Origin of the sequence: Paenibacillus taichungensis (genome assembly GCF_013359905.1) — a bacterium.
GTDB lineage: Bacteria > Bacillota > Bacilli > Paenibacillales > Paenibacillaceae > Paenibacillus > Paenibacillus taichungensis.
Genome location: NZ_JABMCC010000121.1, coordinates 930,520 through 952,177, shown reverse-complemented (window position 1 = coordinate 952,177; position 21,658 = coordinate 930,520). Strand labels below are relative to the sequence as shown.

13 protein-coding genes and 2 tRNA genes are annotated in these 21,658 nt (G+C 47.4%); 2 read left to right on the top strand and 13 right to left on the bottom strand.

The window, feature by feature from the left end; translation table 11 throughout:
* Positions 1–67: 67 nt before the first annotated feature.
* Entirely contained in the window at positions 68–2,437 is a 2,370-nt protein-coding gene (locus HP548_RS32185) for an endonuclease MutS2 (protein WP_076289920.1), read from the bottom strand.
* Between the two features lie 187 nt (positions 2,438–2,624).
* On the opposite strand from HP548_RS32185, the gene HP548_RS32180 reads away from it, so the two are divergent.
* Positions 2,625–2,990: a phage holin family protein gene (locus HP548_RS32180; RefSeq protein ID WP_053780442.1), complete on the top strand. Its 366-nt coding sequence runs from the start codon at positions 2,625–2,627 to the stop codon at positions 2,988–2,990.
* 205 nt (positions 2,991–3,195) lie between these two features.
* Positions 3,196–3,579, top strand: coding sequence for a cupredoxin domain-containing protein (locus tag HP548_RS32175; protein WP_076289921.1), 384 nt, complete (start codon positions 3,196–3,198; stop codon positions 3,577–3,579).
* A gap of 104 nt (positions 3,580–3,683) precedes the next feature.
* On the opposite strand, the gene HP548_RS32170 is transcribed toward HP548_RS32175, so the two are convergent.
* The 12 genes from HP548_RS32170 to HP548_RS32115 all read right to left on the bottom strand — a co-directional run bounded on the left by HP548_RS32170 (position 3,684) and on the right by HP548_RS32115 (position 21,447).
* Positions 3,684–6,404, bottom strand: coding sequence for a hypothetical protein (locus HP548_RS32170; RefSeq protein ID WP_175383943.1), 2,721 nt, complete (start codon positions 6,402–6,404; stop codon positions 3,684–3,686).
* Between the two features lie 138 nt (positions 6,405–6,542).
* The gene (gene pheT / locus HP548_RS32165) at positions 6,543–8,996 is read right to left on the bottom strand and encodes a phenylalanine--tRNA ligase subunit beta (protein WP_099854862.1); all 2,454 of its coding nucleotides are present in this window, start codon (positions 8,994–8,996) and stop codon (positions 6,543–6,545) included.
* A 72-nt stretch (positions 8,997–9,068) separates the two neighbouring features.
* Complete coding sequence (gene pheS / locus HP548_RS32160; RefSeq protein WP_024628331.1) at positions 9,069–10,103, bottom strand: phenylalanine--tRNA ligase subunit alpha; 1,035 nt, start codon at positions 10,101–10,103, stop codon at positions 9,069–9,071.
* Between the two features lie 458 nt (positions 10,104–10,561).
* On the bottom strand, positions 10,562–12,454 hold the full coding sequence (gene abc-f / locus HP548_RS32155; RefSeq protein ID WP_175383942.1) for a ribosomal protection-like ABC-F family protein: 1,893 nt from the start codon (positions 12,452–12,454) through the stop codon (positions 10,562–10,564).
* 492 nt (positions 12,455–12,946) lie between these two features.
* Positions 12,947–13,017: transfer RNA gene (locus HP548_RS32150), tRNA-Gly, on the bottom strand.
* Between the two features lie 11 nt (positions 13,018–13,028).
* Positions 13,029–13,102: transfer RNA gene (locus tag HP548_RS32145), tRNA-Pro, on the bottom strand.
* A gap of 142 nt (positions 13,103–13,244) precedes the next feature.
* Positions 13,245–15,371, bottom strand: coding sequence for a bifunctional diguanylate cyclase/phosphodiesterase (locus HP548_RS32140; protein ID WP_175383941.1), 2,127 nt, complete (start codon positions 15,369–15,371; stop codon positions 13,245–13,247).
* Positions 15,372–15,776: 405 nt separating this feature from the next.
* The gene (locus HP548_RS32135) at positions 15,777–16,733 is read right to left on the bottom strand and encodes an aldolase catalytic domain-containing protein (RefSeq protein WP_063564204.1); all 957 of its coding nucleotides are present in this window, start codon (positions 16,731–16,733) and stop codon (positions 15,777–15,779) included.
* An 83-nt stretch (positions 16,734–16,816) separates the two neighbouring features.
* Positions 16,817–18,133 carry a DUF4129 domain-containing protein gene (locus HP548_RS32130; RefSeq protein ID WP_175383940.1) on the bottom strand — a complete coding sequence of 439 codons (1,317 nt, stop codon included), beginning with the start codon at positions 18,131–18,133 and terminating at the stop codon, positions 16,817–16,819.
* A complete protein-coding gene (locus HP548_RS32125) occupies positions 18,130–19,245 on the bottom strand; it encodes a DUF58 domain-containing protein (protein ID WP_175383939.1) in 1,116 nt (371 codons plus the stop codon). The genes HP548_RS32130 and HP548_RS32125 overlap by 4 nt, the downstream gene beginning before the upstream one ends.
* A 3-nt stretch (positions 19,246–19,248) precedes the next feature.
* Positions 19,249–20,217: an AAA family ATPase gene (locus HP548_RS32120; protein ID WP_175383938.1), complete on the bottom strand. Its 969-nt coding sequence runs from the start codon at positions 20,215–20,217 to the stop codon at positions 19,249–19,251.
* 126 nt (positions 20,218–20,343) lie between these two features.
* Positions 20,344–21,447: an ATP-binding protein gene (locus HP548_RS32115; protein ID WP_076289929.1), complete on the bottom strand. Its 1,104-nt coding sequence runs from the start codon at positions 21,445–21,447 to the stop codon at positions 20,344–20,346.
* Positions 21,448–21,658 lie beyond the last annotated feature (211 nt).

Sequence of the window (21,658 nt, the reverse complement as noted above, 5' to 3'; positions counted from 1 at the left end):
CGTTCCCCTTCCCCATTCTGCTGCCTGAACTCGTCAGGCGGCAGAACTTCTTTGATTCCTGGTCGGGCTATTCCAATTCTGCGACGGTCACACCGTTTCCGCCTTCTCCGTAATTGCCCAGCCGGTAACTTTTTATATGTCTATGCTTACGCAGGTAATCCTGAATACCGGAACGTAAAATTCCTGTTCCTTTACCGTGAATAATATAAACCTGACCCAGATTAGCAAGGAAAGCTTCATCAATAAAACGATCTGTCTCCATCAAGGCTTCTTCCAGATTCGTCCCCCGCAGATCCAGTTCACTTTTCACATTATCATCGCGAGTTCGTTTCACACCAGTTACCGGTTTCTGCTTCGGTTTGGCTTCTGCTGGTGCAGACTGTTGTAATTCAAGATCATTCAGGGATACTTTCATTTTCATGATCCCCAATTGAACCATGGCATCCTTGGTGCCTGACATCTCCACCACATGACCTTTTTGATTCAAACTGTAGACAAGAACTTCATCGCCCGGTCCGATGGCCCGAGACTTCGTTGCCGTTGAAGTGCGTTTAACTGTCTTCTTGCGTTTCTCAGGTTCAGCTTCATCCAGTTGTTTGCGAGCAGCAATAAGTTTGTGCTCTTTCACGGATGCGCCTTCTTCCATGGCGAGCTGGCGAAGATCAGCTATAATCTTCTCAGCTTCTGCTCTGGCCTTGTCCACAATGTTACGAGCATCTTCTTCCGCTTTTTCAATGCGTCGGTCACGCTGCTGTTCCAATTTCTCCAGTTCGGCTTGATGACGGCTGCGCAATTTCTCCATATCTTGGCGCAAACGCTCTGCACTCTCACGTTCTTGCTCCGCAGTAAGCCGGTTTTCTTCCAGGGAAGCGATCATATGCTCTACGCGCTGGTCTTCCTCTTTCACTTCGCCACGCGCGTAATCCAGAATGTATCCTGGCAGGCCGAGCCGCTCCGCAATTGCGAAAGCGTTACTCCGTCCCGGCACACCAACGAGCAGTCGGTAGGTAGGGCTCAGAGTGTTAACGTCGAATTCCATGCTGGCATTAATAACACCTTTTCGCTCATAAGCGTAAGCTTTCAGCTCACTGTAATGCGTTGTTGCTACCATGCGGCATCCAGTCTGATGCATATGCTCCAGAATGGAGATCGCCAGCGCAGAACCTTCTGCTGGGTCGGTACCTGCCCCAAGTTCGTCGAGCAGCACCAGACTTTTGGTCGTCATGTTTTTCAATATCCGAATGATGTTAGTCATATGACTGGAGAACGTACTCAGGTTCTGTTCAATACTTTGTTCATCACCGATATCCGCATAAATCGCATCAAATACGCAGAGCTGGCTGCCGTCTTCGGCTGGAACGAACAAACCCGACATCGCCATAAGGCTCAGTAACCCAATCGTTTTGAGCGTTACTGTCTTACCACCTGTGTTTGGACCCGTTACGATAATGGACGTATAATCGTTGCCGAGTTCAATGTCGGTTGGCACCACATTTTCAATCGAGATCAGAGGATGGCGTCCCTTTTTGAGCTTGATGAATCCGCGATCGTTCATACGTGGCAATGTGGCTTTCAGTTCACGGGCAAGACGTGCTTTGGCAAAAATGAAATCAAGCGATCCCAGCAGGTCAACATCATACAATAACCATTCTGCCTGTTCACTGACAAGTGCTGTTAATTTCTGCAAAATCACTTCAATTTCGCGTTCTTCCCGGATTCGGGTCTCGCGCAATTTGTTATTCATCGCAACGATGGACTCTGGCTCAATAAACAGCGTTGCTCCCGAACCGGATTGATCATGTACAATCCCACCAAAGTACGAGCGATATTCCGATTTCACGGGAATCACGAAACGGTCTCCCCGAATTGTAATCAGCTGGTCCTGCAGCATTTTGGATACCGTAGAAGAACGTATCATTGAATCCAGTTTCTCACGGATGCGAGCTTCACCGCCGCGCAGCTCACGACGAATCTGCGCCAGTGTTACACTCGCGCTGTCTGAAACTTCAGCATTGTCGTCAATACAGATACGAATCGCATCTTCCAGCGTTTTTTGCTCAGATAACTGATCACTGATATAGAAAATGGATTCCACTTTTTCATCATCGTGGAGGGCAGCGATCTGACGTTTCAATCGACGTGCTGCCAAAGTGGTGTTGGAAATTCCCAGTAACTCATGCGGGTTCAACGTGCCCCCTATTTCAGCACGTTTGATCGACGCGGTAATATCCACAATTCCCCCAAAAGATGGAGAGCCTTTCAGACGATCAAACGTAAAAGCTTCATCGGTTTGCTGGAGCAGTCTCTTCACTTCTTCCAGTTCACTGATCGGCTCCAATTGTTCCGCTTTCTTTTTTCCCATCGTAGTCTGGGCAAAGCTTTGCAATGTATTTAAAATTTTGCGATATTCCAGTGTTTGTAAAATTTTCGTGTCCAAGTGTACAACTCCTTCCAAACTATAACTGTATTATAACGAAAGAAACTTTCTAGCGCTATTTAACGAATCCTTCCACACATAACTTGGGACATAGCGCCGCAAACTACAGGTGTCAGGATTGTGCAACCTCACCAGTGAACAGGATGTACAATGCTCAATCCGATTTGAATAAAGGAGGTATAACACCATGAATTTTCTGGGACATGTCGTGCGATTTATCATCGCCGCAATTGTATTGATGGTCGTCAGCTGGATCGTACCCGGATTCGCCGTCGGTGGTTTCTGGAGCGCACTGATGCTTGCTCTGGTTATTGCTCTGCTTGGCTGGGTTGTTGAAGGCATCTTCGGTAAAAGGGTTAATCCTTTTGGCCGCGGTATAGTCGGCTTCATCGTCAGCGCACTAGTGATCTGGATTGGTCAATATGTCGTAGATCATGTACATGTCAGTCTGCTTGGTGCTGTTCTGGCTGCATTGGTCATTGGGATCATTGATCTGTTCATCCCGGTTTCCACCCCTTTTGATGCCGGAAGAAGATCCAAAGATCACGCATAGGCTCCAACGTACCTACTCTCCATAGGCTTCCCCTAAACCTCTGATGGCTTAAACGCCTGATGAGGTTTATTTTTTTAGGTTGTGCGCATGCTGATGTTCAAAAAAACGACATAGGCAGCATGTACAGGCATCTTCAATTTGCGGTATGATGACTGGAGAAATCATTCAAATTTTATCCATATCACGCTTTTTGAGGAGGCATATGATGAAGAAAGGCCTGGCATGGCTTGCAGCCTGTATGTTGATTCTGGTCCTTGCTGCATGTGGTGGAACTGGACAATCCGCAGAATCAAACGGTGAGTCCGACTCGGGTGCAACTGCAAGCGAAGAACTGGTAATCAAAGCAAGCAACTATGAATTTGACCAACCTGAATACCATTTAAAAAAAGGTGTCCCGGTTAAGATTGTTTATGAAAATACAAACGGAAACCATGGTGTTCTAGTACCTGAGCTGAACCTTCGGCTGGATACCCAGAACAGTTCCAAAGTGATCACTCCCGACAAAGCAGGGGAATTTGAAATGTCCTGTTCCGTCTATTGCGGAAGCGGTCACGGCAGTATGATCTCCAAAATTATTGTTGAAGAATAGTGTTCAAGACAAGGAGCCCCCGTAGCGACGGGAGCTCTTTCTTCATTATAACAAATTGTACAAGAGTGCGCTGTCCAGGATTCCAGTTATGACATAATCATCAGCTAGGTCTGATCCTGCTCAATCAATTCAATCCATTCGTTATATTCCGTCTGCAATTTCGTATATTCATCCCGCAATTGGCGGTAATCCGTATTCAGTTGCTCCGCCTTCTCCTGCTCCATCTCACGTTCAACTTGCAGCAAACGTAACTGATTGGCCGCAAGTTCATACCGCTCACCGATATCCAGCAGTTCATTTTCCATCGTCTGCTTTTCTTCGATTGCTTCTGCACGCTGCTGGGCAAGCTGCTGCCGCTCGTGTTCCAACTCTTCTACCTTCTCCACACTGGCAGCACTTTCTTTCTGCCAGAGATTCAATTCATTCTCCAGTGCAGCCCATCGATCTTGCCAGGACTGTTCCTGAGCCGCCCATTCATCAGCACGACGTTGCCAAACCTGATCTTGTTGTTCTGCTTGTTGTTCAGCTTGTTCTACTCTGGATTTCAGTTCAACTTCCCGTGCAGTCAGCTCTTGCAGGCGAGAGGAGAGCTCTGCCTGTTGGGCAGACAATTCTTCATGCTTAATCTGCCACTCAAGTGCTTCTTCTTCTGTCTGAGTCAGTAAGCTGCCTTGCTCATCGATCCGAGCAGATAGCTGATTGGCATTCTGTCTTGATTCTTCAAGCGCACGCTCAATCTCTCTCTTTTCTTCGCTCATCTCATTCAGCTTGCGAGTATAGTCCTCTTCGCGCTGCAGAGCATCACCATAATCCTTGCGGATTTGTTTATAATTTTCCTGCAGCTTGCTCAGTTCTTCACGTGCATCATTCAATTCACCATCAAGCTCTTTATGTTGTAGCTCCAGACGACCAGCTTGTGCAATGTAACGTTCCGCTTCTTCGCTGGCGTGACGAGCTTCTTCTTTAACAACGGATAATTCATCATGAAGAGACTGTACACCTGACTCCAACGTTTCATTCTGTTCTGCAGCTTCAAGCACCTGTGTCTCCAATTCGCCGATCTCGATCAGACGTTGTTCAGCCTGCTCTTTCCAGGACAGCTCGCTCTGCGTCAGTGCGCCAAGTTCATGTTGTAATGTGCGTACTGCCGCATGGGCCTGCTCAAGCACTTTTTGCAGCCTGCGCTGCTCATCCTCGGATTTCGCTTCGGCTTCACGAAGTTTCTTGATTTCCTGCTCCAGTTGACTGTGCTGCTCCTGTACTTTTCGCAGCTGTGCTGTCAGAGAAGATTCACGTTCAACGGTCTCGTTATACTGCTGTTTCCATTGCTGTTCCGCTTCCCGGAAATGTTCGGCCTCAGCTTCTGTGTTGCGGAGTTGTTCAGTCAGCAGAGCACTATCTGCTTTTAATTGTTCCAGTTGCTGCTCCAATTCCGTAATTCGACGAAGCTGAACATCTTGCTCCTGTTTGTATACGGCTTGTTCACTGCGCAACGTTTCAGTTTGATTACGCTCGTGTTGGAGCTGTTGCTCCTGATCCACAACCACCTCTTGAGCATTCTTGAGCTGCTTACGTACCTCGGTTAATTGGGCTTCAACATCGATTAAGCGCGATTTGGCCTGTTTACGCTCTTCTTCCAACTGCTGCTTCAGCTTGCCTTGCTCTTCTTGTAGCAAAGCTTCAGCAGTTGCCGCAGCTTCGTTCGCCTGGGTCTGGGCTGCTTCATGGATTTGCTGAAGCTGTTCTTCATAAGCCGCTTCTTTTTCCATCCATTCCAATTCCGCCAGTTCGGATGACTCCTTGAATGCTGCATTCAGCTGTTCAATTTCAGCCAATCGCTTCTGCTCTGCTCGTTGCTGCAGTGCGACTTGTTCTTCTTTTGCCTTCTCAGTCAGTTCTTGAGCCTGATTGACGGCAGCTTGCTCTGCCTGCTGTATACGCTGCTCCATCTTATTTTGAAGTTCACGATATTGAAGCTGGGCTTCATCCTGAACCTTCTGCAATTGAGCTTCGGCTTGTTCCAGTTCAGACAAAATTGCCGCTTCCGCTTGTTCCTTCGCCATTTGTACCTGCTGTGCAGCCTGCATCTCGATTTTTTGACGTTCTGCTACGGCCCGAGCTTCGGCTTCTTTCAGTTGAACTGCCGTCTTCTCCTGCAGCTCCTTGTATTGTGCAGCCGCTTTGGCCTGGGCTTGCTGCATCTCATTTGCTGAACGTGTCTGTGCTTCCTTCAGCTGCGCTGCCGCCTGAGTCTGTGCATTCTTGATTTGATTCGCTGCTTTTTCTTCTGCTTCTTTGAGACGCGCCTGCGCCTTCTCCTCAGCCGCTTTCAGCTGTGCAGCAGTTTGGGCTTGAAGCTTTTGCTCGCGACTTGCTGCCTGAGCGCGTTCCTGCTCCAATAATGTATTCAGCTTGGCTACTTCTGCCTGCTGATCCTTCTGGAGTTTCGCGATAGCCTGTTCCACCTCAGCCTTAAGCTTCATTGCTTCAGCGAGTTCTTGGTCCCTGCGTTCCAGTTCCTGCTGATGTTCATTTTGTATGGCATTCAGCCGATTAAGTTCATTTCTCATTTCGGTACGTTCACCGGTCAGCATTTTCAGCTCATTCCGAATTTCCTGAGTCTGAAGAGACTGCTCAGCCATATGTACAGCTGCTAGAACTGCAATACGCGGGGTATCCAGTCGGGAATTATGTTTGGAGATGGCGCTCATTCGCTCATCCACCAGGTTAGCTACTTGTTTCATATAGTCGGCACTGCTGCCAACCAGTTTATAGGAAGTCCCGTAGATCTCTACGGTGACGCGTGTACGATCAGGTATAGTCACAGTTGTGCCCTCCTTAAAGTCTGTATGTTGATTCTAAGCTGTAAAACAAAAAAAGTCACATCGATCCTCTAATGCTAAGGATTCGATGTGACTTCAAGCAATTCCTGCTAATCTTTGTTCAAAAAATTGACTTATGTTCTATTTACGCAATTCGGCTCCAAATTGCTCCTCCAGACGAGCAACAACACGAGCATGAACCTCAGTAATTTCCTCATCCGTCAATGTGCGTTCACGGTTGCGATAAACGAGAGCCATCGCTACGCTCTTCTTGTCTTCACCTAACTTGCTGCCTGTGAACACGTCGAATACCTGTACAGTTTGCAACAGTTCGCCAGCAGATTCACGAATCGAACGCAGCATATCCCCAGCTTCGATATCTTTACTCACAACAACCGCGATATCTCGCTCAACTGCCGGGAATCGTGGAAGCTCACGATAACGGATATCCGCATCCGCTTCACTATAGATCGCTTCAAGCCCGATCTCTGCGAGATATACATCGTTCAAATCATATTGCTGTTGCAGTTCAGGATGCAATTGACCCATCGTACCAATCAGTTTGCTCTCTCCGCCATCTTTTGCTTCAAGGTATACCGATGCGGAACGACCAGGATGGAAGCCTTCTGGGCTGTTTGCTACCAGGCGAATGCGCTGCTCCAGGCCCACATAGGCGAACAGGTTCTCAAGTGCACCTTTCAGATCGAAGAAGTCCACTTTCTCTGCTCCCACATTCCACTGCTGGGATGCACGATTTCCGGTAAGCAACAAGCTCAGAACCGGAATCTCATGCGGTTGCTTCGTCAGCTTTTCTTCTTCAGTGAAGAACACACTGCCTACTTCAAATACAGCTAGTGAATCATGTTTGCGGTTCATGTTATACACCGTTGCATCCAGCATTTGAGGCAAGATGCTCTTACGAAGCACGCTGCGGTCCTCACTCATTGGCATAGCCAACTTCACGGCTTTACTACCTTCTGTTAGAGCAGGGAACAAAGATACTTTATCTGGGTGTACGAATGAATAGCTGATCATTTCCTGCCAGCCACTACCTGCAAACAGGCCACGAATGGTACGACGCATTGCTTGCGAACGTGTATATGCACCCGGTGTTGTTGGTCCTTCGATCAAAGTAGTTGGAATATTGTCGTATCCGTACAGACGAGCAATCTCTTCAAACAGATCCACATCAAGTGTAATATCCCCTCTGCGGCTAGGCACTTCAACATCAAGCAAGCCCTGCTGCGCATCACCACACGCAAAGTGCAAACGAGCGAAAATGGTTTTCACTTCAAGCAGGGACAACTCAGTTCCCAGATAGCGATTCAGTTTATCCAGCGACAGCTGCACAACATGTTTATCCGCTGCGGCTGTTCCAGCTTCCACGATCCCTTGATGAACTTCGCCTTCCGCATAACGCTGGATCAATTCAGCCGCACGGTTCAATGCCGTAATGACAGCAGCCGGATCGACTTCTTTCTCAAAACGCATGCTTGCTTCGGAACGCAGCCCCAGTTGGCGCGACGTTTTCCGAACGGTTCCACCGTCGAACTTGGCGGATTCCAGCAACAGATTCACTGTAGTTTCCGTTACCTCGGAATTCTCGCCACCCATAACACCTGCGATGGCTACCGGTTTTACGCCATCCGTAATGAGCAGCATATGCGGCTCCAGCTTGCGCTCTTGGCTATCCAACGTCACGATCGTTTCGCCTTCTTTGGCCATTCGCACTTCAATGTGGCCCTTCTCCAGCTTATCTGCATCAAAAGCATGCAGCGGCTGTCCGTATTCCAGCATGACATAGTTCGTGATGTCAACGATATTATTGATCGGACGGATGCCAGCGGCCATCAAACGGTTTTGCATCCACTGCGGGGAAGCTCCCAGCTTGATCCCAGTTACATAGCGAGCTGCATAATGACTGCATTGTTCGCCAGCCGTAATCTCAACCGAGATATGATTCGCAGCCGCATCACCGATTTCCACCAACTTTTGAGTTGGATCAGGCAGTTTCACTTCACGACCGAGAATTGCACCTACTTCATAAGCAGCACCCAGCATGCTCAAACAGTCGGAGCGGTTCGGTGTCAGGTCCAGTTCAAGAACATGATCGTCGAGACCAAGCACTTGGCTGATTGGTGTGCCAATTTCCGTTTGTGCCGGCAATACGAGAATGCCTTCCTGTTGGTCCTTCGGCAGCAACTTGTCGTTCATGCCCAGTTCTTTCGCAGAGCAGATCATGCCAAGGGATACAACGCCGCGCAGCTTGGCTTTTTTGATATCGAGTCCACCAGGGAGCTTCGCTCCTACCAGGGCAACGACTACCTTTTGACCGGCATCCACATTTTTCGCACCACATACGATTTGCAGATCTTCTTCCTGTCCAGCATCAATCACACATACATTCAGCTTATCAGCGTCAGGGTGTTTCTCCTTACTCTTCACGTAACCAACAACCACTTTGTTTACGCCCTGGTTCCGGTTCTCCACTACATCAATCTCAATCCCCGCACGGGTGAATTTCTCTGCCAACTCCTGCGGTTCCACGCCTTCCAGCGCGATATAATCAGACAGCCAATCTGTCGATACTCTCATGGACGTTCACTTCCTAATCTATGAATTGGTATTGCAAATGACGGGCGTTCGCCCTGTATGCTACTTCGGTAATTACAGTCGTCCGAATTGTTTCAGGAACGCCATATCACTGTTGTAGAAATGACGAATGTCATCAATGCCATATTTCAGCATGGCGATACGTTCTACGCCCATTCCGAATGCAAACCCACTGTATTTCTCCGGATCATAACCGCCCATCTCGAGTACTTTCGGGTGAACCATACCGCCGCCCAAAATCTCAAGCCAACCTGTCTGTTTACATACACGGCAGCCACTGCCACCACATTGCACACAAGTCACATCCACTTCAGCACTTGGCTCTGTGAACGGGAAGAAGCTTGGACGCAGACGAATCTCGGTGTGTGAACCGAACATTTCGCGTACGAATTGCAGCAAGGTACCTTTCAGGTCACTCATGCGAATGTTCTCGCTAATAACCAAACCTTCAACCTGATTGAACTGGAACGAATGCGTCGCATCATCATCGTCCCGACGGTATACTTTACCCGGACAGATGACTTTAACAGGCACTTCACCTTTCATGCTTTGCATCGTGCGAACCTGAACCGGAGACGTATGCGTACGCATCAACAGGTCTTCTGTTACATAGAAAGAATCCTGCATATCACGCGCCGGGTGGTTCTTCGGCAGGTTCAGTGCTTCGAAGTTGTAATAATCCATTTCAACCTCAGGACCTTCCGCTACGCGGTATCCCATACCGATGAAAATATCTTCAATTTCCTGTACCACTTTGGTCAGTGGGTGCAGTCCGCCTTGACGTCCGCGACGTCCTGGCAGGGTCACATCAATTTTTTCGGATTGCAGACGTTTCGCCGTCTCTTCCTTCTGGAACTGCTCCTGCTTGCTATCAATGACTTCTTCAATCGCGCCGCGAACATCATTGGCAACCTGACCAATCACCGGACGTTCCTCTGCACTAAGCGCACCCATGCCGCGCAAAATCTCGGTTAATGCACCCTTTTTCCCCAAATACTTTACACGCAGATCACTCAGCGTCTGTGGATCGTTCACGCCAGACAGTTGCTCCAGCGCTTCGATCTTTAATGCTTCCAAACGTTCTTTCATGTGTAAATGCCCCCTTTATGTGGTTAAATGCAACAAAAAAAGGCCTTCTCTCCCCTGAAGGGACGAAAAGACCGTGGTACCACCCTTGTTAGACATTCAGTACTGCCCGGCCCTTCCGGCCTGCAACATGTTTGCCTCACTCTATACGGAATAACGACCGTTAACCGTTACCCCCTACTGACTCTTGCGATGTATCGCAAGATTTGGTTCAGGGAACCGCTCCGGAGTGAATTTCAGCAGCCTTGTTCTACAGAAGCGCTCTCAATCTACGGCGCTTCCTCCCTGTACAGAGGCACTGCTTACTTGTCTCCATCATCACGTTTACATGTCAGATAAACCTTCAAATTTACTGATGATCGTCCATTATTATATGCAAAATCGCTCGAAATAGCAAGCCGTAAAGCCACATGTTCAAACGTTAAGCCAAAAAGTAAAACAGCATAAGCTTCATCAATAGATTACTTATGTTTTCGCAGCTCGTGCAACTGTTTCAAACGACGCTGAATTTCGCGAACCTCGGCAACTTCAGCCGCCCGTTCAATTACATCATCAGGCTTAGTCAACACATCATTGCCCGCACTGTTCATAGGAGATAATAACTCGGATAAACGCATTTCAAGCCGCAACCGTTCATCATCTGACTCCCGAACCTCAAGGGCGGACTCTCGCAATTTAATGGATTGCTCCCAATCCTCCACTCCACCTTCATACAGTGTAGCCTTCCCGCCGGGTTCTAAATCAAGCAAGCGGCTGGCGAGTACTTTGGTCAACATGCGGTCATGGGATACGAGCACCAGTGCTCCGGATGCCTGCTTCAATATATTCTCCATCACTTCCTGTGTGTCAATATCCAGATAATTGGTCGGTTCATCCAGCACTAGCACGTTAGATCCTCCGAAATACAACCGTAGGAATGCAACTCTGCACTTCTCTCCCATGCTTAGATCCCCAATACGCTTGAACACATCATCTCTTGAGAACAAAAAGCATCCGAGAATGGTACGTGCAGCACTTTGTGTCATGGATGGAAGACTGAGCAAACTATCCAGTAGTATCTCACTTTCCGGTAACCCCTCAAGCTCTTGCGAAAAATAACCGACCTTCAGTTGTGGATGTCGTGTCACTTTGCCCTGGGATGGTTCCAGCTCTCCAATCATCAGTTTGAGCAGTGTCGTCTTGCCTGTGCCATTCGAACCACGTACGGCAAGACGATCTCCACGTTCGACAGCAATCCGGATATGGTGAAGCAATGTCTGGCTCCCCGGATAAGCAAAGCTAACGTCTTCCAGTGCAAAGAGTTGGCGGGCAGCCAGCGTGTTCACTTGCAGCTCCATGTTCAATTTTGCAGTTTCGCGGGGTTTATCCACGCGTTCTTTCTCCAGGCGCTCCAGTTGCTTTTGCTTGGCATGGTAGCGGGAAATGTTCTTGTTGGCTTTCGCTTTGTAAAAGCTCTGAGTTATTTTCACTTCCACATCGCTTGCTGAATTATGAGCCTGATGAAACCACTGCTGATAATTGCGGATCGTCTCTTCTAGCGCTTTCCGTTCCAGCTCCTGCTTGCGATAGGTTGCTTCCTGCTCACGTAATTCGCGTTCCTTATGCCCTTTGTAATCCGTGTAACCGCCTTTATATTTGGTCAGTGCATCCGGACTAAACTCAATGACACCCGTTGCGACCTGATCAATAAAGGTCCGGTCATGAGAAACAAACAACAATGTTCCAGCATAGGCGGAAAGCCATTCTTCAAGCCAGCGCATGCTCTCTTCATCCAGATGATTCGTCGGTTCATCCAAAATCAGAAATTTGGGTTTACTGACCAGTAATCCTGCGAGACGGGCCTTCGTTTTTTGCCCACCACTCAAAGAATGATACGGCCGATTCCAATGTTCCGACGATAACCCCAGACGCGTCAGTACCTTCTCTACCTCAGTCTCCCACATATACCCGTTCAATTGCTCATATTGCTCCATCGCTATCGTATAAGCTTCGAGCAGCCGCTGCTCATCTGCCGCTCCACTGTTGCTCATCCGTTGTTCCAGTAATTCCAGGTCCCGCTTCACCTCGTAAATCCGTCCACTTTCCTGTCGGACAGCATCAAGCACATTCATCTCAGGCTTGATCAATGAGCGCTGGCGCATGAAACCCCACTCCTGCTGCGGAATGTGACGTTCGATGCGTCCGCCACCCTCTTCTTCTCCAAGAATGATGCTTAATAAGGTGGTCTTGCCACAGCCGTTGCGACCTAGAATGGCTAGCCGCTCACCTTCATTTATTTCAAGATTTAATCCTGCAAACAACTCATTCCCGTTCCACTCTTTCGATACTTCATGTAGGCGTACCATTGTCATCATGAGGCCTCATCCTTCCTGCAATTCAAAATAAAAAAAACCGCTGGCATCAGCCGGCGGTCTGGCAATTCAGGATTGGATAAAGCGTCAAAAAACAAGCATAAGATACCCCACGGTATGAACAAAGAACCCTTAAAAGGGTATACACAAGCTAAGCCAGAACAGCCTGCCTGTTTCCATACCTGATCCCATAGCTGAATTTGGACACACGAATCCCCTCATTGCTCAGCCGCTTTTTGGCTGACTGCGTCATAAACTCTCTGCAGTTACTGGGGTTGAATTCATGTGTTTTACTTCATGGGACGTATGGTTACCTCTCATTCATGTGTAGTATCAATTTCTCCGTTATTGTACCAGATGATGGGGAAAAAGCAAAGGTTTTCAATTCAGCGCCATGATATTCTCCACTCAAACATGACTTAAAATACACTAACTAACTTCTAGAAAAAGAAAAAAACCTTGTTTTCACAAGGGTTTCAAGTGTTACATTAGTTAAGCGGGTGATGGGAATCGAACCCACGCTATTAGCTTGGAAGGCTAAAGTTCTACCATTGAACTACACCCGCGCGAATGACGATCGGGACGACACGATTTGAACATGCGACCCCCTGGTCCCAAACCAGGTGCTCTACCAAGCTGAGCTACGTCCCGTCAAGTTCCGAGGAACATTAACATGAATTTCACAAAATTAATATACCATGATCATCCAACGCTTGCAACTTCTTTTTACCATTTTCCCTCTATCCTTTCGAAACAAAACAAGACAGAAGCGTGTCCACGCCCCTGTCTATCCTTACCCCGTGGGTTTATCCACATCTCTCAAAAACTTTTTTTCAAAATCGGCTGCCACAATCGGTTTGCTGAAAAAGTACCCTTGAGCCTCATGACAATGCTGATCACGAAGAAATGAAAGCTGGTCCTCATTTTCAACGCCCTCAGCAGTCACTTTCAACTGCAGGTGATGAGCCATCGACGTAATGGTCGACACAATTGCCGCGTTATTGCTGTCCTCCATCACTTCATTGACAAAGGAACGGTCAATCTTGAGGCGGTCAATCGGAAGATCTTTCAAATAGTGCAGTGAACTGTACCCGGTGCCAAAATCATCAATACTAATGTGCACACCAATTTCCTTAATCTTGCGCAACTGCTCAAACGCACGATCCTTGTCAAACGTCATGCTCTCCGTAATCTCGAGTTCAAGCCACACAGGTTCCAAGCCTGTCTCTTTGAGAATACCGCTGATGTTGTCCAGCAGATGGGAATGCCTGAATTGTCTCATGGACAGGTTAACCGACACACAAAGCTTGCGATAACCTGCTTCTTGCCAGCGCTTGTTCTGTGCACAGGCCTCACGCAATACCCATTCTCCCAGCGGCACGATCAGCCCGCTCTCCTCAGCAAGAGGAATAAATTCCCCAGGGGATACTGAGCCTCTCAGCGGATGCTGCCAACGCACCAAAGCCTCCATACCCACAATCAACCCACTCGCCAGATTAACCTGCGGCTGATAAACAAGATAGAACTGCCCACGATCCAATGCTTTGCGCAAATCATTCTCAAGCTGCAAACGCTCCTGGGCTTTCATCTGCATCGCATGGGCATATCGGTTTAGCTCTATTCCTTGCTCTTTGGCATTATGCAGCGCCGTATCCGCATTCTGGATGATCTCTTCCGGTGTGTCTCCGTCATGCGGGAATATCGCCATACCAATACCCAACGTAAGATGATACTCGTTCCCATCCACCGTTACAGGTTTTTCGAACAGTTGTAAGATCGATCTTGTCCGCCGCAACGCCGTATCTGTTGTGCAGAAGTCTGTCATTGTCAATACGAACTCGTCTCTTCCTAGTCCGAACACTTCCTCTCCCGGGAGCGAAGAATGCTTCAGACGCTGTCCTACCTGACGAAGCACACGGTTAGCCGCTTGTTGGCCTAATGAATCATTAATCGTTTTGAACCGGTTGATATTCAATACCAAGACACCGACAAGCTGCTCCTCTACCATAGCTGCATTCATCATCACTTTCAGTCGCTGAGAAAGACGACGGCGATTCGGCAGCCCTGTCACATCATCATGGTGAGCAATAAAGTTCATTTTCGCTTCCGCCACCTGCTGTTTCAGGAAAGGCGTATCTACCACAGACGAATACAGTCCCTTCTGGATGAAGAAATAGCCCAAACAATCACTTAACAGACCTAGCAACAGATTGAGATCATTAATCTTCGTAGCAGAGACAAAGTAACATTCCCCAAAGAAAAAACAAAGGATTGCACAAAGAATGGTAGGCAGATCACCATCTTTGCCTTTTTTCCATTGAACGAATAACACGACCGCAGTCACGCCATACAGCATTCCGATCAGAAAATGAATTCGGGTAAACATGCCACCAAGCACATTCCCCTCCAACAAGTTCGGCAGTATAGCCCATTCCTGAATTGCAACTGTATACAAAACAATAAAAATACCGAGTGTTCCACTGAAAATTAAAAATTTGCGTGGTAACGCAATTTCCCTCTCGTTGACTGCATATATGAACAGCAAACCTGCCGCACAAACAAGAGATCCAAGCGAAATCATCTTCAGCGAGAATTCCGATTCCACCATCGCCCCATTTGGCATTTCTTCGGCAAAAGAAACGATGTGAACCAACTCAAACAAACCAATCAATAAAAATAACGTAGTCATGAGGACCCTACGGAGGGTCAGTCTTTGAGTCTGAAATAACCAGCTTTGATTATAAATGCCGATACAGGCCGCTGCTGCAGCGAAGCCACCCAAGAGTGTCAAAACCGGGTAACCCGATATGATCAGATCAGAGCTTGCGGAGGAACGAAACCATTGACTTGCGAGGAAACACAATAAGCCGCCTATTGCGACCCAACCTATTTTTCTCTGATCTTGCTGATTAGCCTTCATGCCGTGTTTTTTCCTTCCCGGGATCGCCTATCCTGAAATAACCTTAACGATATAAATCTAATTTGTTACAATATTCGACATTTTCATCTCTATCAACGTTCAATTCACATGTGAAAACATGCTATCTGGTACATAATAACATTTATTTCCGCAGACGTGAACAAAAAAAATGAGCATTCCTAGGAATATTTATTCATAGATATGTAGAAAAACAAGGCAATAAGAACTAAAAAAACATGAACTCCCCATTGGAGTCCATGTTTCTTTAGTTTGCAACTGTATTTCAGACTAATTTTCGCCATATGTGTACTTTTCGACTTAAAACGCTAATGCGCTAAAGTTATAGACGTATTAGATCCCTTCTCTTGTTGACTTGAAGTCAATTTCAAGAATTATGCAACAAGCTTATTTATCAAAATTAACTTCTGGTGTTGTCAATTTATCGTAGAAATCAACAACCTTATCTTTGTCTTCCGACGAACGCAGTGCCATCGCCGAGCGAGGATGCTCGTCCAATGTACCTGTAATCATATAAGGCAAAATGTAACCCCACTCTTCTTTTTCACGGAGAGGCACCATCAATTGCTCCAATACACCAAGTACTGGACGCAGGTTGTATTTTGTTCCTTTCAAATGAGCAACGAGCAGTTCAGTAGGACAGTTTCCTGCAGCACGTCCCATACCGTATACGGAAGCATCCAGCAGTTCAACACCAAGCTCAGCTGCTACCAACGAGTTCGAGAACGCCAGTTGCATGTTATTGTGTGTGTGAACGCCAAGACGTTTGTTCGGCAGATGAGTCTTGAACTTCTCCACCAGATATTTCACATCGTTATGATCCAGGCTTCCATAGGAGTCTACTATGTATACAACATCCACAGAACTTTCCTTGATCAGTTCAAAAGCTTCCAGCAGTTCATTTTCCATAACATTAGACAATGCCATAATGTTCAACGTTGTTTCATAGCCACGATCGTGGAATGTTTGAACCAGAGCAAGTGCCTTGTCTACATCTTTGCTGTAGCAAGCTACACGGATCAGATCCAGCATGCTTTCGCTGCGCGGCAGAATGTCATTCTCGTCCACACGTCCAACGTCAACGAGTGCAGACAGTTTGGTATTTCCTTTTTGCGGAATTACTTTGCGCAGGAAATCATCATTCAGAAAACGCCATGGACCTGCTTCTTCTGCACCTTTCAAGAGCTTAGGTGAGTTTTTGTATCCAATTTCCATATAATCAACGCCGGCTTCATTCAATCCAGCATAGAGCTGTTGAACAAAGTCCACGCTAAAGTCCCAGTTATTTACCAATCCACCATCACGGATTGTACAATCTACTATTTTGCAATGATTTGTCTTCATTAATGTCTGCTCCTTTTCTGACCAACTTGTGTATTCCTCTCATGATACTTGAACGTAACAAGAAAAGTAAAGGGATTCCCGACTTATTTACTTCGATAAGATTTCCATATCCGATCAATCTCACTCATCTCGGAATCGTCTGGAGATTTCTTCCCATAGCGCACAGCGTTATAGGTATCTGGTAGCATAGCAGAGAGCTTCTGATCATCTTCTCTGGCCCCATGCTGAACAATTGTCTCTGCAGCCTCCAGTGGCGTATGTGCACCCTGTATATGCACGCCCCGGTGTGCAGCTCTGTCGATCCACTTCCGATAATAAAATCGAACACGTTCGTCATCCTGTGAGGGTAGCGACTCCTTCTTGCGGAACCAGGATTTGCGCGTTTTTGCAGGCGCCTCTAACGTTTCGCTAATGTCCACATACTCTGTCCGAGGCTCTGCCTTCTTCTGACCGGGCTGCAGCAGCCCTTTGAAACGCTCCATAAGTTTGTTTATCGCCTTCTGACCCAAACGCAGGATAAGCCACAAGATCACAACTGCGACAGCCCCCATGACGACCCACCCCAGGATATCCCAGAAAATAGAGGGCTCCCCTGCCGGTTCCATTCCTTCAGGTATCATTGGCGGTTCATTTGGAGCTGTAGGCGTAATCGGCGGCTCCTGATTGGAACTCGAGCCTATTAAACCTCTGATCCATGCAAGCAGACGGTCACGCAGTGGTCCTAGCCAGGCAACAAGACTGGGAAAAGCACCAATTCCCGCGATCACAATCAGCATCCATAACAGACGCTGGTGATTCGCCCGGGCAAACTCACGTAACACAATTCTTTTTGAGCCATCATTTAATATCGCACGATCCAGCTGCACACTGTATTGACCTACCAACCAACCAACAAAACTGATTACTCCCGCTGCATATATGGTGCCGGTGTAAGCAAGCAGAGGCTGCATGAATTCAATTCCATTGGCCGCCCCACTGAGCACAATTGCACTGGCAACACCCCAAATCTGCAAGCGCCAAATCAAAATCGAACGGAAGACAGGTTGAAAATTCAACCCAATATAGGCTGATATAACTCCCCATACAACTGCCGTCAGCAACTCAGGTAAAGGAAACGCCCACACTAATGCAAATACCAATGAGATTAACAGCCCCAAAAGCAACGCTGCACCCCATCGAATAAACGTGTTCTTTTCACTGATGGTTGGTAACCTGTGCTGTACCCATTGACCTAACCAGCCAGCAATAACAAAGATAGCCATTAATGTGTATGGAAAATGACCCGTTGAATAGAGAGAAGTAAGCATTAATAGCGGATAAAAATATACCCCAATCAATAGAACGGCTGACATGGATATAAGTACTGTTCCCTTGGTATTGTTGCTTTTGGTCTCATTCATGCACTCACCGCCTTGAAATCGCTTTTCCCGCCCTCTACGGGGAGTATGGTCACACGGTGGCCTTGCTCATGCAAACGCGCAATTTCATGTTCCATAGCTGGAGATACATAGGACGTAATTAAGAGATAACTGCGAACCTGCTGAGCCTCTTCATTCCGTTCTACTTCATCACTCAGGAACTGCTCCATGGGAACCATGCATTTCAGCTCCGTCTCTGCCATAGCTTCCAGTAACATTTCCAGATGAGGACTACCGTAATCCGGCTCAATCCGCAATGGATCGCGCCCTCCACTCACACGATAGCCATTATGAGCAAATCCCGCGGGTAACCCTCTTCCAATTGCATCTACCGCTGCTGTTGCTGCATAACGAAGTGCCCGTTCGATCATCTCCGGGCGGGTAACGACACTCCACATGTCCGCTGACTCCTGAATGTTAACCACAATCCAGGATTGAGGGTCCGCAGTCCATCCCTGCTTATAAACCTGCAATTCTCCTGTGCGTGCACTCGCTTTCCAATGAATACGGTTCATCGGATCACCCGCACCATACGGTCGTACCCCGAGAATCAGAAAAGGATCTTCAACAATCCAACGGGATACCTCAACCTCACCTTGCCATACTTGATAGATCGCAGGCAGATCCTCCGCATGAACAAGTGAAGGATATACGACCATGGACAGATGAACGGGAATAGGCTTCGAGGTACGCCAAAGGCCGAACAAGTCCCCTCCGGTCATGGTTACGGTGTTTAACGTGTAGATCCCACGTCTACTGCATACAAAAGGATGCTTGCGCGTAATACGGGTAAATGGTTTCAAAGTGAAGATACTTTTATGATTCTGATAAATTTCTCCCTGACTGATATCCATGCCTGAGCCCGAACGAAACACAAATGAAACTGGCATCATAGCTTCAAGTCTGAGCCATGGAACCGATATTCGTTTTTCATTCGCAATCGTCTCAACCATCTCCAGCTCATCCCCAGCATAACAACGCATTTTGCTGAATTCTCTGGTGTACTTCAGCTTGCGTAAAGCCGGACGGCCGAACCATATGCCGTGTACTCCAATAACAATGCCTCCGACAATGACTAGCCATAGTAATGCCATATGTTATCGCCCGCTGCCTGTAGCAAAATGCTCCGTCGGCACTTCAGTCTGGCTCAGAAGTTCCTGAATAATACGCTCTGCCAAGCCCTCTTGTTGTCTCACCCGGTTGCGGAATACAAGCCGATGGGCTAACACGGGCTCCGCCAATATTTTAATATCATCAGGGAGAACGAAGTCTCTGCCATGTAAAGCAGCCCAGGCCTGACTTGCCTTGAGCAACGCCTGAGCTCCTCGTGGACTTACGCCCAGTGAAAGCTCGGGATGCTGCCTAGTCGCTTCTGTCAGACGGATAATATATCGCAATAGATCTTCGTCAATTTGGACCGATGTATAGGTGCTCTGTGCCTCAAGCAGCTGCTCGCGACTAATGATAGCGGACAGATCGGCAACAGATCGGCTCGCTACCGTACGTCTCAGAATTTCTACACTTTCTTCACTGCTTGGATAGCCCATTCGGATCTTCATCATGAAACGATCCATCTGTGCCTCGGGTAATGGAAAAGTTCCCTGGTTATCTACCGGGTTTTGGGTGGCAATGACGATAAATGGCCGTTCCAGCTGTCTGGTCGAACCATCAATACTGATCTGCCGTTCCTCCATACACTCCAGCAAACTGGACTGGGTACGCGGTGTAGCCCGATTAATCTCATCTGCCAGCACCAGGTTGGCAAACAGGGGGCCAGGTCTGAATTCAAAGTCACCTTCTTTTTGATTGAAAAAATGAATACCCGTCAAATCAGATGGCAACAGATCCGGTGTGAACTGAATACGCTGGAAGGTACAATCCAGTGAAGAGGCTACTGATTTGGCCAACATGGTTTTCCCCGTACCAGGTACGTCCTCCAGCAGGACATGCCCTGAGGCAATGATTGCTGTCATCACAAGCTCAATCGTATGGTCTTTGCCCACAATGATCTTCCCTACATGGTCCATTAGCTGTTTGTTCATTTGTTCCATTCCCTGGATATTCATAATTGGTTCTTCCTCCCGTAAATTGAGCTATGTATTCGCATTCATTCTAACTATAACCCTAATCGTCCCAACAAAAAACAACAGGAATCGGCGGGTAGGCCAATTCCTGTTCGCATAACTCTGTCTTTACACTAAGGGAAGCATGATGATGAACCGGGTGCCTTCCCCTTTTTTGCTATCCACAGAGATGTTGCCTCCGTGATTTTTGATAATGCGATAACTCACGGAAAGCCCCAGTCCTGTTCCGCTCTCCTTGGTGGTGAAAAACGGGTCAAACAGGCGCACAAGGGTGTTGTGGTCCATCCCCTGTCCATTATCAGCAATAGAGATCTGCACATACTTGTTCTCGGTTCCCGTGGAAATCTGAATCAAGCCAGTATGCTCTTCGCCCACATCCTCGATGGCATCCATTGCGTTTTTAACCATATTCAAAATTACCTGCTTAATCTGTTTGACATCAATGGACACATTTAACGGGACTTCTGCTTCATCCAGGGTTATCTCGCACCCCTTCATTAATCCTTCGCTTTCTGTCAGCAAGACCACCTCTTTGAGCAAAGAGTTAACAGACATAATGGTCTTCTGAGGAGCTGACGGTTTCGAGGAATTCAGAAATTCGTAGATAATGTCGTTCGCCCTGTCAATCTCCGTTAGAATGATTCGAGCGTACTCGTCTTTCCCCAATTGCAGCAAATGAGGACGAAGCAACTGGATAAATCCGCGGATAGCCGTCAAAGGATTGCGAATTTCATGGGCAATCGATGCCGAAATCCGCCCCAACATTGCAAGTTTGTCATTTTGATAAGCGGTCTGCTCAATCTGTTTATAATCGGAGACATCCTTCACACTGAAAAGGAAGTCCCCATCCATCTGATCCCCGTACGTTACTGTAACCAGCCAATGCCTGCCATACTCGTCAATCAATTCATGATAGCGCTTACGATGAAAGATAGTTTCCCGATAGATGCGTAAAATTTTCTTTTTCTTGAATCGGCTCATCTGTGGATGATGCAGCATCTGCATCAGGGTGCAGCCGCTCAATAGACTCCTAGGAAGCTCCAACAATTTTGCCATTTGAACGTTAATAAACGTCAATACACCATTACTGTCAAACAACATTATACCGCTATCCAGATGCTCCAGGACATTCTCATACTTGTTGTTATCCAGATGTACAGGCGGGAATCCATTCGTTGGTCGAGGCACTGTATCCTGAAATTCACTAATCATGTCAGGTTCCTCCTTTTCACGTAAATGATAAACTTGCCATTCGGACATCATATCATCACAGAAACAGGAAGGGCCGATTTTATTTTTCATTACCGGTGCCCTTTCATTAGGGGGCTGAGCCGAAAATATGGATGGCATGTCCGGAACCCAAGCTGGTCTATTCCGGGTAACCAAGAGTCGATCCGGAAAACATTATACGTCTGTTCCATTC